Consider the following 16,607-nt stretch of genomic DNA (forward strand, 5'->3'; position numbering starts at 1 on the left):
CTATTCAGTTCCAGTTGTCCAATGAACGGGTGCAGCGGATTGCTACCCTGGCTTGGTCAAAACGCAGATGGGCGGGGAAAAGGCAGAGCTGTCGGTGGAGGATGGAGTGAAAACGGCGGTCCGACTAGCGACCCGCCGGAGGATGGCCCAACGGGCGGATTCTATTACATGGATGATCAGCTTCCGTGGTAAAGCTTTGTGCATAAATAGATAGGGGCGCACTCACAAGAGGAGGTGCCCCTATCTATTTATATTACATTTGTGCGGTTGGACGGATTACGATTTCGTTCACATCAATATCGGCCGGTTGTTCAATTGCGAATCCAATTGCACGGGCTACCGCGTCAGGTGTCATGGCTAGTTTATCCCGAATGGCAGCGAGTTGATCTCTCAATGCTGGATTGGTCATCCCCTCTGTGAAATTCGTCTGCACAATACCAGGCGAAATGATGGTCACGCGCAGCTTGTCGCCAGCCTCCTGGCGCAATCCCTCTGAGATCGCGCGCACGGCGAACTTCGTACCGGAGTAGACCGACTGGTTCGGCACAGTCTTATGTCCTGCTACAGAAGCGATGTTCACGAAATGTCCGGAACCCTGCTTGCGAAAGATAGGCAGTGCTGCGGCTATACCGTACAAAACGCCTTTAATGTTGACGTCAATCATGTCCTCCCAGTCCTCGACACACAGATCTTCTAGAGGGGAAATAGGCATAACGCCAGCGTTGCTGACGAGAACATCCAGCTTCCCGTACCGTTCGCAAGCCAAAGTAACGAGGTTGTACAGATCCTCGCGCCGTCTCACGTCAGTACGTGCATAGACAGCTTCGCCACCTCCATTGGAAATGCGTGTCGCCAGCGCTTCAAGGCGCTCCGCTCCGCGCGCTCCAAGCACGACTTTTGCTCCACGCTCGGCAAGCAACAGTGCTGTTGCTTCTCCAATTCCGCTACTTGCACCTGTAATCACGACGACTTTGTTCTCTATTCTTCCTTCCAAATGCATAGCCCAATCCTTCTTCCTTTGATCTATTTGCCTTAGGCCCTCTGTTGGCCTTGCAAGTAAATTTTAAGTAGAATTCGATTGAGACAGGTAGACCGATCAAGTCCAATTCTTGCCTAATCCTATTCGGCGCGCATATAATTAGCACATCAATATTAGCGTTCAACGGAAAGGAAGGTGAAGCATGTATGATTTCGTCTCCTCCCCCCTCTGATATTTCTACGAATCTACAAGAACTGATTCGTCTGATTCATCAACATGCGTCTTCGGACGGTACGTTTGTTTCATCTGTGCCAGGACTTTATTTCAGACGTGCAAGCCATGTGTCCGAGCTGAATCATACGGTCCATATGCCCTCCCTGTACGTGGTCGCACAAGGCTCAAAGACAGCAATGCTGGCTGGAGAAAACTATGTGTACGATCCAACAACCTACATGGTCACATCAGTTCAACTTCCCGTAATTGGTAAAATAACTCAAGCCTCGTCGGAACTTCCTTATCTAAGTCTTCAATTATCCATTAGCCCAGACGTCATCCTGGACATTATCAAGAAGAGTCCTCCTCAATGTACCGTAAAGACTGGACGCGGCATACTAGTGAGCCAATTTGACCCTCTGCTGCTTGATGCGCTGCTTCGGCTTGTCAGACTTTCGGATACGCCTGCGGATATTCAGTTTCTTGCGCCGCTTATCACGCACGAGATCCTTTATCGTGTATTACAAGGCGAGCAGGGGGCTTTAATCAGGCAATTTGCCGTAGTTGGTAGCTATGCACATAGCATCTCCCAAGCGATCCATCTGATAACCCGCGATTACTCTAAGCCTCTTGTGATTGAAGAATTGGCGAAGGAAGTAAACATGAGCCCTTCTTCCTTACACAAGCATTTTAAAAAGGTAACGGCTATAAGTCCTCTGCAGTATCAGAAGGTCATTCGACTGCAGACTGCACGCCGCTTGCTGCTCTCGGAGGGATTGGAAGCCGCCAATGCAGGCTTTCGCGTTGGCTATGAGAGCCCTTCGCAGTTCAGCCGGGAATATGGACGCATGTTTGGGCGTCCACCGATGAGTGATGTTAAACATTTGCGCAATTCACTTAGTGTCTCAGTTGATTGAGAGATTCTTCGGGTGATCTGTGGAGGAGGCCCAGAGCAAGTTGTCTTTGGTCTGGTCAAAGAGGGTATATCACACCAACGGAAGTTCGTCGAGCCGTTCGTAAATCAACAATCCTTTCTCTTTCGCCACCCTTACCATTTCATCGGCACCCTGAGAGGGTCCTCCAACCCGAAGCACGGCGTTACAGTAATCAAGCAGGCGAATGGAAGACGGGTGAAAGATTTTGTTAAAGGTCTCATCTCCCAGAGCAGTGGAACCGGCTGTCGTGATAAGGGGCAAAGCATACCACTCTCCCAGCACCGGCATGTGACCAGCCTCGTAAACTTGAAGAGCAATTTCATTCATGTAGTTGACGTTCTTCTCGATTAATACATGATCATCATTCGTTCCAGAACGATACGGGCCTGCGATAAGGATATGAAGCGGTTTCGATTTTACTTTCAAGAGACCTTGGATCTGAGCGTATTGGAGCAGCATTATCGTCTTGGCGTCACGAATCTCGCCGCTTTCGACCATGTCTAGCACTTGAGCAAACGGAAGTTCTATCACTTCAATGTTTTCCTGCTCCTCTTCAAGGCCACCACCGCCACCCGTTGTCATATCTTCACTATACTCGGCTACATAGAAGTGCAGGATTTCGGTAACGGAGCCCGGTGACATATAGGCCTCGCCAACTTTCTGCACACGGTCGATACGGTATCCCGTCTCCTCCTCCGTCTCCCGAAGAATACCTTCTTCCGGTGTTTCTTTATCGAGTAGTCCTGCACAGGTTTCGATAAGCATTCCAGTTTCATTACCGTTCCGATAAGTAGGCATTCGGAACTGTCTGGTCAGTACAACGGTTTGTTTGTGCTGATTATAGAGCAGGATCGTTGCGCCGTTGCCACGATCGTACACTTCACGGGATTGTGTCTCCCATTGTCCATTATTTTTTTCAAACTCGAATGTAACCTTATTTAAGATGTACCAGTTATCCGATAGAAGCTCCTCTTTTACAATCCGTACTCTTGGGTGATATTGTTGTGCCTTCATCTCATTTCCTCCCTAGAAAGATTCCGTTCTCTTTAGTCATTTCGAGAGTTCCGTTCTGCTGCAAAAGCCGATTGATGTGGTCTCGAAACTTGTCAATAGCCGCTCCGACAAGTCGCTCTCTTGCGTTCATCGGAGTCGAAATTATATATTCGATCAGGGGTTCCGCTTCGTCGACCAACAGACAATCCTCGTATCGAAGCAACCGAAGATCGGAAAAGCAAGAAGACAGCAAGTCCCCTCCGTTATCCAGGTGGAACCGTTTAATAGCATGATCCAACACATGAAGCTCAGGATCGAACGAAACCGCCAAGTGTTCGACCTCTTGTAGGTGTTGAGTGCTCATTGTAGAGGTACATACAATACCTCCTTGCTTTAAGATACGGTGCATCTCGCGGATTGCTCTAGGGATGTCCGGCACGTGGTACAGCATGTTGTTAGCGATAACCATATCGAATTGCTCTTCATGGAATGGGATCTGTTGCGCGTCAACAGATAAAAACTTAAACTGCGGATTGTTGCTTCCCAAGCGGCAACGTGCTTCTTCCACCATCCCGCTTGACATATCGGTAAGCGTGATACGCCAGCTGCTTGGAATTCGTTCGGCGTTTCTTATCCAAAAGGTCCCGTCGCCGCAGCCCAACTCAAGAATGTGGGCTCCCGGTTGCACCTCCAGTTGTTCAAAGATCCAACGATGCCAGCCTTGGGGATTCGTACTGTACTTGTCGTAAAGATGTATCCGCGTTTGCAGGCGGTTCGCCGTCCGATATTGCTCCCCCCAATTTTGCTCACTCTGCACGGTTTGAATAACATCCGCCAAATGGTTCCAATCGGATCCATAGGCCGACATTTCCATAGCATCTCGTATTGCATGTACTACGTGCTCCGTATGAGCAATTTTCTTTTGTAAAACATCGAGTTGTGCTTGCAACGAGTGTCTGATCTCTCCGTTGGATGGCGATTCTGCATCTAAAATGTCCATTATTGTTTGAAGCGATAACCCTAGATACTTCAACATCTGAATTCGCTGTAATCTTTCCATATCTTTCATGTTGTACAGTCTTATGGATCCAGTGCGATGACCTCCTGGACTCAGAAGTCCAATTTGATCGTAATAGCGCAATGTCCTGACCGTTATCCCTGTACGTTTGGCAAGCTGTCCTGTCGTCAGACAGTTCTCTTTTTCCATCCATTCCTCACATCCAATTGATTGCTCTAGCATGTCGTTCTCAGCCAGTATAGCAAATGACGTAACGTCACCTTCAAGAAAAATTTATGCAATAAGAAACAAGAGAAAACTACCCTACAAGTCAGATGCTTTTCAAATAACTGAATTATTAAGAGAAGAGGGGATCGAGGTTTTCGTTTCAAGTCCATATCAACGGGCAATCCTAACCATTTAAGAATCAGCTCAATGCTCAGGACAAGAAGTTTTAATATTCGAGGATCTTAAAGAAAGAATTTTTTCTAGTGAAGGCAACCGAATGCCCGATGACGAATTATTCCCTTTGTTAGATAAGTCATTTCTGATCCCAACTTTGCTTTAACGGAAGGAGAGTCTAATGCAGTTTGTCAGAACCGAAGTATAACAGTCTTAAAGGAATTGTTAAAAATCTACCGAGGACGGAAAGTCGTATTAGGCACTCATGGAGCTGCGATGACTTTAATGATGGGGTATTATGACAAGCAGTACGATTTGAATTTTTTACTACACACATCCAAACCAGACGTATACAGAATGGAATTCAATGATCAGGAATTAGTTGAGGTAAAAAGATTGTGGAACATGCCGTAATAGTTTGTGAGGAAAAGGTATACGGACTATTCTTCAAAGAGAGACCACCCTTAAAAAAGGGATGGTCTCTTTTCAAAACTTTACTTATATAGCTATTGCGGTGAACCGTTAAGCAAATCTTCAGCTATTTTTACCAGGTCTTCCTTGCTCAGCGGGCTGTCCTGGTTATCAGATATGTTGTAGTGTAAACGTCTTTTTTCATCGAGCCATCCCAGTCGGTTTTTTCCTACCTCCAAGGGCTTGCTTGTTTCGCTTGCTCTGATGTAATAGGCCTTGGTTCCTTTAATCATCAGCTCCTCAGCCGAATCCTGTTCATTTTGCATCACGGTCGTCTTTGTGACCTCAGGAGCGTATTTGGTGACGGTGATGTTTACATAGTCATTTCCTCTTGCATACCGGGCAAAGGTGAAGTCTGACTTGTCCCAGCTCAGCTTTTGAATAAACAGATGTTCACCTTCCGGTGCAGCTTTGGCCTGTTGCGTCAGTTTATCCGTTAAAGCTCTATATTCCTCTTTGTTCATCATCCCAGGATACCCAGCGACTGGATAGACGTATCCGAAATCAAATCGGTAGCCATCTGGCAGATGAGTGGGACTATGCAACAGTGGGGCTTCTGTCTGCTTGATTTCATCCTGCAGACTGCTGAAGCTAGAAAGTTCAGTCGGTTTGTATGCAAACAGGACAGGATTAGACGAATTTCTTGGATTCATAGAATCGTCCTTAACGTAATAGGCCGCATACTCTCCGGGCTGTAGACGGTCTCTCACCTTTTCGTTCCACTGTGTGTAGGTGGTTGTATACGTTTGGGAAGCGTCCGTTTCGGCAGGTGTTTTGGCGGTATTTAATACGACGTCGCCTTTACTGTTACGGAATTCCAGATATTGCGAAGCGGCGTATCCAGTCACAGAGGCGCCCAATACAAAAAGCAAGATCATGATAGGAGCGGTGATGTGCGGCCGAAGACGCATTTTTACAATGAACCCCTTTTTGGGTTTCGACTTTTGGTAGACCTGTTCCATTACTTTGTCCGAGACGTCAAAGGCTTGGATTTTTAAGACGTTCTCTGGCTCCGTCAGCATATCCATATTTTTTAAGCCCCTGTCTTTCAGATCGGTGTATTTCAGGCCTTGTTCCTGAGTTCTGTCTTGTAATTCACGCATTTTGGGTCCTCCTTTATGGGCTCCATCATTTTTTTGAGCTTTGTTTTTGTTCTGCCGTATTTTTTCTTGATAGCTTCCTCGCTTTTGTTCATAATTTCCCCGATTTCTCTAAACGATTTTTCTTCAAAAATGCGCAGCACCAACAGGTTTCGCTCCTCTGCATTCAGTTGGTCCAATGCCTGGCTCAGCGGTTCACTGAAAAGCTGACGTTCCATAACCTGCGCAGCACTGTCTGAAGTCATATTAGTTGAGGTGAACAGGGTAATCTTAAATTTGCGCTGTAGATTCTTCCTGCGAATCAAGTTCAGGCAGTGATGATAAGCCATTTTATACAGCCAGGAGGAGAAGCCCATTGTGGGTTTGTACATGTTGATTTTTTCAAAAGCTTTGACCAAAATATCCTGTACGGCTTCTTCTGCCTCATGCTCACTTCCTAATAGCCGCCAGCAATACACAAATATCTGACGCTGATACTCCTTCACAATGTAGGCGTAATCCTGGATTTCGCCAGCTTGAACTCGTTTGATTTTGTATTCAATTTCCTCATTCAAAAATTTAGGCACCTCCTCTGATCAAAAAGAAAACTATACCTGTATAACAAATGAAGATGACCGAAAGGGACACCTTGTCTAAAAATTTTTTGAGTGTTTTATCAACTCTCTAAGAGAATACGATAAAGCAGAACGTTTATCACCAACGGTGTTGATTTCATAGGGCTTGGATTTATATTGTGGAAGTAAATAGAATGATAAAGTATACCTATCAAAAATTGAAAATAGATTGTAAAAATATAAAAAGGAGATAAGAAATGAGGTTTTATAATAATAGGGGAGTCCAGATGGTGGTTGCACTTTTATATCCTGTTATAGCATTTGTTATATTAAGCAATAGTCTTATGATAGGTTCATGGACTGTTCCGGCCATTATTGCAATTTTGTTTTGTCTGTTATGGAAAAATACTCTTTATGTAATCATCTCTAATGCCTTGATGTGGATTGTATCCGTACCTATGTGGTGGCTGCTAGTTGAACGTGTGAAAACAGGCCAGGGCGCTGAAATTTTCATTTCGTCATTACCATTCATTATATTGTTATACATATTTGCTGTATTGCTACCCGAGATTTCAATTGTTCTATTTAGACATTACATTTTCAATAACTTTAGACGTCGCAATAGTAAGTAATCTCTGAAACGATTTAGGAGTGCTTTTCCAAAATAACCTATGGATTAGGTAAAGTGGAAGGAATGAGAGATAAAATAAAATTAAGTTAAGTCATTGATAAGGTGAAGATGACTATTGGTTTTATCCAAGAGAGCATACAATTTTCTTGCAAATTCAAAATGGAAAGATGAATTAAACGATCAAGAGGTAAACTAGGCAATCCCGCCCGTTAGCTAACGATAACCATCGGCTGTGCTGGGTGGGGTTGCCTCTCCTTCTTTTATGCAGCATACTTCTACTTATTATTCCCTTTGCGTACCTTTAACAGCTTACCCTTTACGGTTGTATTCTTCATAATCTCAAGCACCAGTGGACCTTTGCCATTCAGAATCTCGACATCTGTCACATTATCCAGAATCGTAATGATCCCGATATCATCTGCGTTGACCCCGTCAAGCTTAGCGATAGTCCCCACGAAGTCGACAGCTCTAAGTTTTTTCTTCTTACCGCCGTTAAAATTCAGCTTCATAATCTGTTGGTTTAATTGCTCGCGCTTATCTTTTTTGAGTGCGGTTTTTACATGCAGTTTCTGCTCAAAATCTTCTCTACGGAGGTCAACAGCCTCTTCAGAGGGAGCCTTTACCTGCGGAATCGCGAACCCAATATATGCTTCAATATCAGCTAATCTTCGGCCATCCTTAGGAGTGATGAGGGAAATGGCTTTCCCCGTTTTGCCAGCACGTCCCGTACGTCCTGTGCGGTGAACATAGCTTTCCTTCTCAAGGGGAATATCGTAGTTAATGACATGGGTGATATTCGTGATATCAATCCCTCTGGCGGCAACATCTGTTGCAATCAAGTAACGGAATTGGCCCCTTCTGAATGCATTCATTACCTCAAATCGCTCGTCTTGCTCCATGCCACCATGAATGCGATCACATGGGTATTCGAGATCAGCCAATGCTCTGAATAATGTATCTACATTCTCCTGCGTACGACAGAAAATAATGCAACTGTCAGGATTCTCAACAATGAGCAGATCTTGCAGTAGTGCCAACTTGTCTGACTCCTTCACCTGAATAAGAGAGTGATCAATTGTGGCGGTCGTTATACCAGTCGCTTTAATCTCAATTCTAACAGGATCTTTCATATATTTACGCGACAGTGTGGCTACATCTTCAGGGAAGGTAGCTGAGAATAACATGGTAACCCGGTCACTAGGCAGCGCTTGAATAATCGACTGGACTTGCTCGATAAAGCCCATATTCAGCATCTCGTCAGCTTCATCAATCACGAGATAGGCAATCCGATCTAACGATAGCGTGCCTCGTTCGATATGGTCCAGTACACGTCCTGGCGTACCTACAGCCACATGCGTCCTTTGTTTTAACTCAGCCTTTTGGATATGAAAAGGATGTTTCCCATAAAGGGGGGTTGCTTTTATCCGCTTAAAGCGTCCAATATTCGTGATGTCTTCGGTGACCTGTAATGCGAGTTCACGGGTTGGCGTCAGGATTAATGCTTGGGGCTTATTCTCATTCCAATCTACTAGCTCACAAATTGGAATACCATATGCTGCTGTTTTGCCGCTACCTGTTTGCGATTTGGCGACAAGATCCTTCTTCTCAAGCGCAACAGGAATAACTTCCGTCTGAATCTCTGTTGGCGTCTCATAGCCCAAGCTATTGAGTGCTCTTACAATTTCTTCACTTAATGCGTAATCTGTAAAATGCTTCTGACTCATTTTCAACCTCTTCTGCGCTGTATTTGAATACCATTACATATATAATGTCATCGTGTATCGAACTTATACTCATATAGTATACTCTATATCCAGGTTCACTCTAATACATATCCATATTAACTGTTTGTCTAACTGAATCCTTGGAACATTTACCGAATAGACGTAGAAACGAGCCTACTCTAAGCAGCAAAGGGAAGCCATGAAGGCACGGGTATCGGCATGTTTCGATATCCGCATGCGTGAAAACATGTGTTACGCACAAAGGGCACCCAATTAGGTGCCCTTTGAACTGCCGTTAGCGCGGAAAACCGTATCAAAAGTATTGTTACGATGAAAAGTGAACCCAATCTCTCCCTTGGACAGCTTCCATCTTTTTAAAGAAAATTTGAGCGCGTTTATTCTCAGTAGAAGTTATCCAGGTCATATGAGCATAGCCATGATTTTGTGAGTACTTTTGACATTCTAAAAAAAGCTGTGATTCTACTTCTGTATCTCTAAAGGGTTCCAATACAAATAGGTCGTTCATAACTGTGATTTTGTCTGCTTTCATCGTGCTAAAGGTAAAGAATAATGTAGCAAAGCCGATTAATTGTCCATTTTGTTCCGCCACAAATTGTATACCGTTTTGCTGCTCAAAAAGGGTATGAATCAAATTATGAATTTTTTCGATAGGTGGCCTAGGGTTTTGATAAAAACCAACGATGTATTCATACATTAACTCGGTCAAACTGCTTAAATCATCAGGCTTAGCGTTTCTTATTAAATATGACATTAGATGTACTCCCTTTTCATTAGTTTTGAATTAATATACATCATTAAGTATATATATGCAAAACTAAGATCAGTGAAGGAATCGTTTGAACTCATGCAAATGCGAAGAAGTATGTAATATGAGCGCAACAAAGGCTGCCGAGAAAATGTATCCGGCAGCCTTTGTTGCGCTGAGGGACATGTGCGTTGAGAATACACTCATTTGTTAAAATTGAATTCATTCCGAATTACTTAAGAAGTGTAAGTGTCACCTCTATCGTGTTATCAATAAATGATCGTTCTGGACGAGACTTTATCATTACGGTCAGTCCAATTAACGATACGACTAGCGCCTGTGATACAGCCTTCGCATTGAGCCCGATCTCAAGCTCACCTGATTGTATACCTCGTTCAATGGTTTCTTGAAATATAACCGATAGGTACATTTGATGTTCCCTTGTAAGAATTTCAAATTTCTCATCATGAGGTGCAAGTTCAACCATTGTATTGATGCAAAAGCATCCTTTCCTAGGGTTTTCTGTATATTCCTCATCGACCACACCTTCAAAAAAAGTTCGAAATGCTTCTTTTACAGATGGGTTGCTTTGAAGTTTGGTTCGGATCATAGAAGCACGGGACATCATGTATTTGCGCAGCGCAGCTTCGAACAATTCTTTTTTGCCCCCAAAAGTGGAATATATACTGGGGCGTTGAATTTCCATTCTGGAAGTTAAATCACTTAATGAGGTAGCTTCATATCCCTTTTCCCAAAATATTTGCATAGCTGCATCTAATACTTTTTCTTCGTCAAATTCTCGGATTCTTCCCATAATCAATACCTCTCATTGCTCTTAATTTTATTCTTAATTCAATGACTCTGATCATAATTGTCAGGGGTCTTTATTTGCGTACCAATTAGTATGTTATTATCTTATAATTAGCCCGTTATATTGTCAAATGCAGATTGGTTTATCGCACCAAGGAGATATCAGTATGAGGATAAATTAAAGTATTTTTACTATATTTATTGACAGTATTCTTTTTGGTGAGTTATATTTACTGGGAAAAATATTTTACCGATCAGTATGATATTTTATCAGTATTTGATTGTCATACAAAGAAAGCTATTAGAATAGGAGAGATGGACCATGGAGATAGGTATTACTTCGTTTGTAGAAACAAAGCCTGACGTTCAGACAGGTGAAGTGATAAGTCACGCACAGCGATTGCGCGAAGTTGTCGAGGAAATTATCCTTGCTGATCAAGTGGGACTTGATGTGTTTGGGGTAGGTGAGCATCATCGGCAGGATTATTCGGCATCTTCACCAGCAGTTGTGCTGTCAGCGGCTGCAGCGCAGACGAAACGGATTCGGCTGACCAGTGCAGTCACAGTGCTTTCTTCAGCTGATCCCGTTCGTGTTTTTCAGGATTTTGCTACGCTGGATGGTATTTCGAATGGACGTGCGGAGATTATGGCGGGTCGAGGTTCCTTTATTGAATCTTTTCCACTGTTTGGCTATGACTTGGAAGACTATGATGAGCTGTTTGAACAACATTTGGAATTGCTCCTTAAAATACGGGAGTCCGAAAAAGTAACCTGGAAGGGCGGGCATCGGCCAGCGATTAACAATTTGGGTGTGTACCCACGGCCGGTTCAGAATCCTTTACCGATATGGGTTGGCAGCGGGGGCAGGCAGGATTCTGCTATCCGGGCAGGTCTGTTAGGACTGCCCTTGATACTGGCGATCATTGGCGGGAATCCGGTAAATTTTGCACCACTTGTCCAGCTTTATAAGAAGGCAGCAGCGCACGCTGGTCATGACGAATCGCAGCTTAAGGTTGGATCGCACTCGATAGGATTTGTCGGAGAGAATAATGAGCAAGCTGCAGATACATATTTCCCTTCTACGATGGCAGGTATGAATAGATTGGGCAGGGAGCGGGGCTGGGCACATTATGATCGTTCTAGCTACGATGCCGCGCGCAGCTTTGAAGGCGCGCTGTATGTCGGCGATCCAGAGACTGTTGCCCAGAAGATCATTCACCTTCGCAAACATGTAGGTGTTACTCGCTTTATGCTGTATGTTCCGTTAAGCACGATGCCGCATGCCGAAGTGATGAGAGCCATTGAGCTGCTAGGAACAGAGGTAGCACCCCGAGTTCGGAAGGAAATAGCCAAGTGGGAAGCGGAGACGGAGAAAAGGTTATAAAAAACAAACATAGGAGTGATTTGCGTGGATTTTGAAAATCGTTTGTTACCAGAATTAAGGTCGGTAATCGCACAATTTCCTGGCTTTCAACTGGAAGAAAATTTAGAACTGAGCAGAAGCTATTTGTCGAGTCCTCCTATTGAGCAGTCGGAGCACGTACGCACGACAAGCCGGATGATTCCGAGCGTAGCAGGCGAGATATTAGTCAAAATCTACGAACCTGCCCAGCGAACTGACGTTAGGCTTCCGGCCATGCTGTGGACTCACGGGGGAGGCTATGTGATGGGGCATCCTGATATGGACGATGCTTTGTGCGAACGCTTCGTGCAGGCGGCCAAATGCGTCGTCGTATCGGTCGATTACCGACTTGCTCCCGAGCATCCCTACCCAGCTGCCATCGATGACTGTTATGCCGCTTTGACGTGGATGACCGACGAAGCTGAGCTGCTGGGCATCGACTTAGATCGGGTTGCAATTGCCGGAGCAAGTGGGGGCGGCGGTCTGACCGCAGCACTTGCTTTAATGGCCCGTGACAAAGGCGGGCCAGCCCTCATTTTCCAAATGCCGCTGTATCCGATGATCGATGACCGCAGTATTACGGCGTCAAGTCATGAAATTACGGCCGATAACGCACCATGGAACCGGAAGAACAACTTGGCGGCCTGGAACATGTACTTGGGGGATCGTACTGAAGACATCGAGGTGTCCCCATACGCTGTGCCGTCGAGAGCGGAATGCTTGGCTGGGCTACCGCCGACCTATACGTGCATAGGCCAGCTCGATCTGTTCCGAGATGAAACGATCGAATATGTAGCACGCCTTGCCCAAGCGGGGGTGGACGTCGAATTCCATCTGTATCCCGGCACATTCCACAACTTTGAGGGGATGGTTCCGCAAGCAGAAGTAAGCCAACGTGCTAGCCAAAGTTATGTAGATGCAATTGCAAGAGCCCTTAATCCTTAAACTATTAAATGGGCAGTCTCCAAAGTGATATGCTTCCAAAAAAGTAGACAGGTTAAATAACAAAACTTGCTACTGTAAGGGGAGCATATCACTTTTTGCAGTAATCTTTTTTGTCGTTTGATACGAGACTAGATTCTAATCGAAACGATGTGTTAAAGGAGCACGAGGTGTTCAGTCGCCCCGCAATGATGTAAAGTTTTTCGGGTAAAATCTTTACTTTTACATGTAGCGGATAATAACCTTTCATTCTTATAATTGGAAATGTAAGCGATTTATTCAGGAGTAGGAATATTAAAAAACTATACGTATGAGGAGGAGATTGTATGTCGAAATTTAAAGTGGGCAAGTTGGTAAGCAGCTTGGCGTTGGCGGGTGTGTTGTTATCATCAGTTCTGATAAACCCGGCTAGTGCCAGTATGGCGAACGGTGGTAAATTCCTCGGGAATATCATTGCTGGAAGTGTCCCTGCAAGTTTCGGAACGTACTGGAACCAGGTGACGCCAGAGAATTCGACCAAATGGGGGTCAGTTGAAGGCAGCCGTAACAACATGAACTGGTCGCAGGCGGATACCGCCTACAATTATGCACGTAACAATGGCTTCCCGTTCAAGTTCCATACATTGGTATGGGGTGCTCAGGAGCCAGGTTGGATTAGCGGACTGTCGGCTGCTGATCAGAAGGCGGAAGTGACCCAGTGGATTAAAGCAGCAGGTCAACGCTATCCGAATGCGGAGTTTATAGATGTGGTGAATGAGCCCCTGCATCAGAAGCCATCCTTCCGCAATGCCATAGGCGGTGACGGATCGACCGGATGGGATTGGGTTATATGGTCGTTCCAACAGGCAAGACAAGCTTTTCCAAATGCCAAGCTGATGATTAATGAATATGGAATTATCAACGATCCCTCGTTAACCGACCAATATGTCAATATTATTAATCAGCTCAAGAGCAGAGGCCTGATTGACGGAATTGGTATTCAATGCCACCAGTTTAGCATGGACACTGTTTCAGTTAACACGATGAACACTGTACTGAACAAGCTGGCGGCAACAGGATTGCCAATCTATGTGTCGGAACTGGATATAACTGGCGACGACAACACCCAGCTTGCCAGATACAAGGAGAAATTTCCGGTATTATGGAAGCATTCTGCGGTGAAGGGAGTTACGCTCTGGGGGTATATCCAGGGACAAACTTGGAAGCCGAACACACATCTGCTGAATTCTAACGGCACGGAACGTCCCGCGCTCCAATGGCTGAGACAATATCTGCAGAGTTAAACTATAGGTGGCACTTAAAACCCAACAGATGCGAACTTTTGCCAAATGTCTGGGCTGGGTAGATGTTTATTTGACGAAGTCTTGGCTGAAATGTTATACGCCCAAGGCTTCTTTTTATTTAGCTTAAACGTATTTTCTGGTTGAAATAAAACCGTCTGGACGGTATAGTAAAGAGGGGTGATCAATATGAATACAACTAAAAAAGCATTAAAAAGAGAATTAATTCTTAAAGCGGCCTCGATGATTGTGCACGAAGAAGGAGTAGAGAAATTAACGTTAGAAGCGGTGGCTAAGAAAGCGGGAATAAGTAAAGGAGGATTGCTTTACCATTTTCCGAATAAAGATGAATTGATTTTGGGAATGGTTGAACAACTATCGACCAGCTTTGTCTCCGAATTTAATGAGAGAGCAGAAAACGATATGCATTCCCAAGGAAGATGGACTCGCGCGTATATGAATACATCATTTTCTGGCGATCGGAATGCAAGTGACCTGTATACCGCTCTTTCAGCAGCACAGTTTACGAACCCTCACATGCTAAAGTTACTTCAGGACGAGTATGAGAATATCCAAAATAAAATCGAAAACGACGAATTGGATCCCGTTCGTTCCACGATCGTCCGATTAGCTATAGACGGCTTATGGTTTGCTGAAATGTTTGGGCTTGCTCCTCCCAATGAAGAAATGAGGCAAAAAATGATGGAAGAATTGAAAACATATATAAAGGAGAATGAATAATGGCTTATCTTTTCTTGGCAATCTCTATTGTTGGTGAACTTGTTGGAACTTCAATGCTTAAAGCTTCAGAAGGTTTCACCAGACTGTATCCGACTCTATTCACAATTGTGGCGTTCGTGATTTCTTTCTTCTTTATCTCTCTATCCCTTAAGACGCTTCCTTTAAATATGACTTATGCCATCTGGTCAGGTGCAGGAGCTGTTGCTACAACGCTTATTTCAGTATTGATTTGGAAAGAAAAAATCAATACAGGAAGTATCGCAGGTATTGCTTTAATTGTTATTGGCGTGGTGGTACTGAACCTATTTGGTGCAGGACATGGTGAGGCAAAAGGTACAGCAGAAACGACGAGTTCAATCGTTCAAAAATAAAATAAAAATTTTCGGGCCGAGGATACAAACACGCTTGAAGGCACAAGGGCATTCGTCGAGAAAGTCCTTGCGCCGTTCGGCGTGAGGGTATAGTTCTTAGTCAGTGCTGCAGCTAATCCAGGGAACTAAATCAGCATGTGAATTTTTTTGATTGAATTACAGATATAATAAGTCTATAATATCGATTGTAGGGTGCTTCATATTCACCACCATACGGAAGCAAGGTGTAGATATTAGTAGACTTTAAAATCTAATTAGTAGAAGGGATGTCTAATTAATATGACCCAGTCTTTATTTGATCCCGAAGTATGGAAGGCTGCTTGGATTAACGATCCGGAAGCCGGTGTAAATCGAATGCTTAGAGCGGGAACGGTACCGGCTCATTCGTTTGATGATATGACGAGGGCAAGAAGCTTCCACGAGCAGGCATTTAATGAAGAGGGAATAAAGAGAACAACCAGAATTATGGGATGGCTAAGGACACAGGGAGTTACCATTAAAGACTCCTCTATCCTAGATATTGGTGCTGCCTCCGGTGTCTTCAGTATTCCTTTTGCAGAGGAAGGGGCAAATGTTACTGCCGTTGAGCCTTCAGGACCGTTGACAGCCTTAATGGAAGAGAGTATTAAGCCATCGATAAAGGAAAACATTAAAATCGTGCGGGAACAATTTGAGGAGTTATCTATTGAGACGAACAGATGGCAAAACAAATTCGATCTGGTGTTTGCATCCATGTGTCCAGCCATTTTCGGTTGGGAAATGGTAGAGAAGGCGCTCGCCTGTGCCAGCCAGTTTTGTTACATCAGTACGAGTGCTGGGCCTAAGGAGCATAGTCTGATTCAGGAATTGCGCCCTGTAGTCGGAATAAAAGAGGACCTAGTACAAACGTCAGATATGGCATATATCATCCAACTATTAAATATATATGGCTATTCTTTTCAAACCCTGATTACTCGTGAAACCCAAACGGTAATGATGTCGGTGGACGAGGCGGTAAAACATACATTAGGCTGGTTCTCATTCTTTGGGATGCCGACAGATGAACAGTCATTACAGAAGGCCGAAACTTATTTAAGAAGGACGTACGCAGGAAAGAGAATTCCTGTCCAACAAGGGGGGCGCTTTGGTAAGGTTTTGGTCCGTATAAAGAATCAGCACATGTATTAATCGTTTTGTCATGTAGCTTCTATTTATTCCCCTTGCCCTTCAGAATCTCAACGTCTGTTACATAATATAGACACAAGAGCATTGTGGGGAAAATGTATTCAAAATAAGAGCCCTAATGAAGGGAAGAAC

The 16,607-nt window shown here is 44.3% G+C and carries 16 protein-coding genes and 1 pseudogene; 9 read left to right on the top strand and 8 right to left on the bottom strand.

Annotated elements, in window-relative coordinates:
• The first annotated feature begins 39 nt into the window (after window positions 1-39).
• Window positions 40-192 (top strand): hypothetical protein, encoded by a 153-nt coding sequence (locus C1T21_RS02645; protein ID WP_258012345.1) that lies wholly within the window; start codon window positions 40-42, stop codon window positions 190-192.
• A 61-nt stretch (window positions 193-253) separates the two neighbouring features.
• Here the strand turns inward: C1T21_RS02645 and C1T21_RS02650 are convergent, their stop codons facing one another.
• Entirely contained in the window at window positions 254-1,000 is a 747-nt protein-coding gene (locus tag C1T21_RS02650; RefSeq protein ID WP_103047099.1) for an SDR family oxidoreductase, read from the bottom strand.
• Window positions 1,001-1,185: 185 nt separating this feature from the next.
• Between C1T21_RS02650 and C1T21_RS02655 the strand changes: the two genes are divergently transcribed.
• The gene (locus tag C1T21_RS02655) at window positions 1,186-2,109 is read left to right on the top strand and encodes an AraC family transcriptional regulator (RefSeq protein ID WP_103047100.1); all 924 of its coding nucleotides are present in this window, start codon (window positions 1,186-1,188) and stop codon (window positions 2,107-2,109) included.
• A 69-nt stretch (window positions 2,110-2,178) separates the two neighbouring features.
• Here the strand turns inward: C1T21_RS02655 and nudK are convergent, their stop codons facing one another.
• Together nudK and C1T21_RS02665 are read right to left on the bottom strand one after the other, a co-directional pair.
• Window positions 2,179-3,141, bottom strand: coding sequence for a GDP-mannose pyrophosphatase NudK (gene nudK, locus C1T21_RS02660; protein ID WP_103047101.1), 963 nt, complete (start codon window positions 3,139-3,141; stop codon window positions 2,179-2,181).
• Between the two features lies 1 nt (window position 3,142).
• Entirely contained in the window at window positions 3,143-4,327 is a 1,185-nt protein-coding gene (locus C1T21_RS02665) for a MerR family transcriptional regulator (RefSeq protein WP_103047486.1), read from the bottom strand.
• A gap of 118 nt (window positions 4,328-4,445) precedes the next feature.
• On the opposite strand from C1T21_RS02665, the pseudogene C1T21_RS02670 reads away from it, so the two are divergent.
• Window positions 4,446-4,933: pseudogene (locus C1T21_RS02670) on the top strand (histidine phosphatase family protein); the annotation flags it as partial.
• 92 nt (window positions 4,934-5,025) lie between these two features.
• On the opposite strand, the gene C1T21_RS02675 reads toward C1T21_RS02670, so the two are convergent.
• The 5 genes from C1T21_RS02675 to C1T21_RS02700 all read right to left on the bottom strand — a co-directional run bounded on the left by C1T21_RS02675 (window position 5,026) and on the right by C1T21_RS02700 (window position 10,579).
• The gene (locus C1T21_RS02675; RefSeq protein ID WP_103047102.1) at window positions 5,026-6,093 is read right to left on the bottom strand and encodes a DUF4367 domain-containing protein; all 1,068 of its coding nucleotides are present in this window, start codon (window positions 6,091-6,093) and stop codon (window positions 5,026-5,028) included.
• Window positions 6,054-6,644: an RNA polymerase sigma factor gene (locus C1T21_RS02680; protein ID WP_103047103.1), complete on the bottom strand. Its 591-nt coding sequence runs from the start codon at window positions 6,642-6,644 to the stop codon at window positions 6,054-6,056. The genes C1T21_RS02675 and C1T21_RS02680 overlap by 40 nt, the downstream gene beginning before the upstream one ends.
• Before the next feature lie 906 nt (window positions 6,645-7,550).
• The gene (locus C1T21_RS02690; RefSeq protein ID WP_103047105.1) at window positions 7,551-8,999 is read right to left on the bottom strand and encodes a DEAD/DEAH box helicase; all 1,449 of its coding nucleotides are present in this window, start codon (window positions 8,997-8,999) and stop codon (window positions 7,551-7,553) included.
• A 325-nt stretch (window positions 9,000-9,324) separates the two neighbouring features.
• Window positions 9,325-9,771, bottom strand: coding sequence for a GNAT family N-acetyltransferase (locus C1T21_RS02695; RefSeq protein ID WP_103047106.1), 447 nt, complete (start codon window positions 9,769-9,771; stop codon window positions 9,325-9,327).
• 226 nt (window positions 9,772-9,997) lie between these two features.
• Window positions 9,998-10,579: a TetR/AcrR family transcriptional regulator gene (locus C1T21_RS02700; RefSeq protein WP_103047107.1), complete on the bottom strand. Its 582-nt coding sequence runs from the start codon at window positions 10,577-10,579 to the stop codon at window positions 9,998-10,000.
• 318 nt (window positions 10,580-10,897) lie between these two features.
• Here C1T21_RS02700 and C1T21_RS02705 point away from each other — a divergent pair, with 318 nt between their 5' ends.
• The 6 genes from C1T21_RS02705 to C1T21_RS02730 all read left to right on the top strand — a co-directional run bounded on the left by C1T21_RS02705 (window position 10,898) and on the right by C1T21_RS02730 (window position 16,478).
• Entirely contained in the window at window positions 10,898-11,959 is a 1,062-nt protein-coding gene (locus C1T21_RS02705) for an LLM class flavin-dependent oxidoreductase (protein ID WP_103047108.1), read from the top strand.
• 24 nt (window positions 11,960-11,983) lie between these two features.
• Window positions 11,984-12,922, top strand: a complete 939-nt coding sequence (locus tag C1T21_RS02710; RefSeq protein ID WP_103047109.1) for an alpha/beta hydrolase — start codon at window positions 11,984-11,986, stop codon at window positions 12,920-12,922.
• Between the two features lie 323 nt (window positions 12,923-13,245).
• A complete protein-coding gene (locus tag C1T21_RS02715) occupies window positions 13,246-14,202 on the top strand; it encodes an endo-1,4-beta-xylanase (RefSeq protein WP_103047110.1) in 957 nt (318 codons plus the stop codon).
• Between the two features lie 186 nt (window positions 14,203-14,388).
• Window positions 14,389-14,940: a TetR/AcrR family transcriptional regulator gene (locus tag C1T21_RS02720; RefSeq protein WP_103047111.1), complete on the top strand. Its 552-nt coding sequence runs from the start codon at window positions 14,389-14,391 to the stop codon at window positions 14,938-14,940.
• Window positions 14,940-15,311, top strand: coding sequence for a DMT family transporter (locus C1T21_RS02725; RefSeq protein WP_103047112.1), 372 nt, complete (start codon window positions 14,940-14,942; stop codon window positions 15,309-15,311). The genes C1T21_RS02720 and C1T21_RS02725 overlap by 1 nt, the downstream gene beginning before the upstream one ends.
• A gap of 279 nt (window positions 15,312-15,590) precedes the next feature.
• A complete protein-coding gene (locus C1T21_RS02730) occupies window positions 15,591-16,478 on the top strand; it encodes a class I SAM-dependent methyltransferase (RefSeq protein WP_103047113.1) in 888 nt (295 codons plus the stop codon).
• Window positions 16,479-16,607: the final 129 nt, after the last annotated feature.

Origin of the sequence: Paenibacillus sp. F4 (assembly GCF_002894905.1) — a bacterium.
Classification (GTDB): Bacteria; Bacillota; Bacilli; order Paenibacillales; family Paenibacillaceae; genus Paenibacillus; species Paenibacillus polymyxa_B.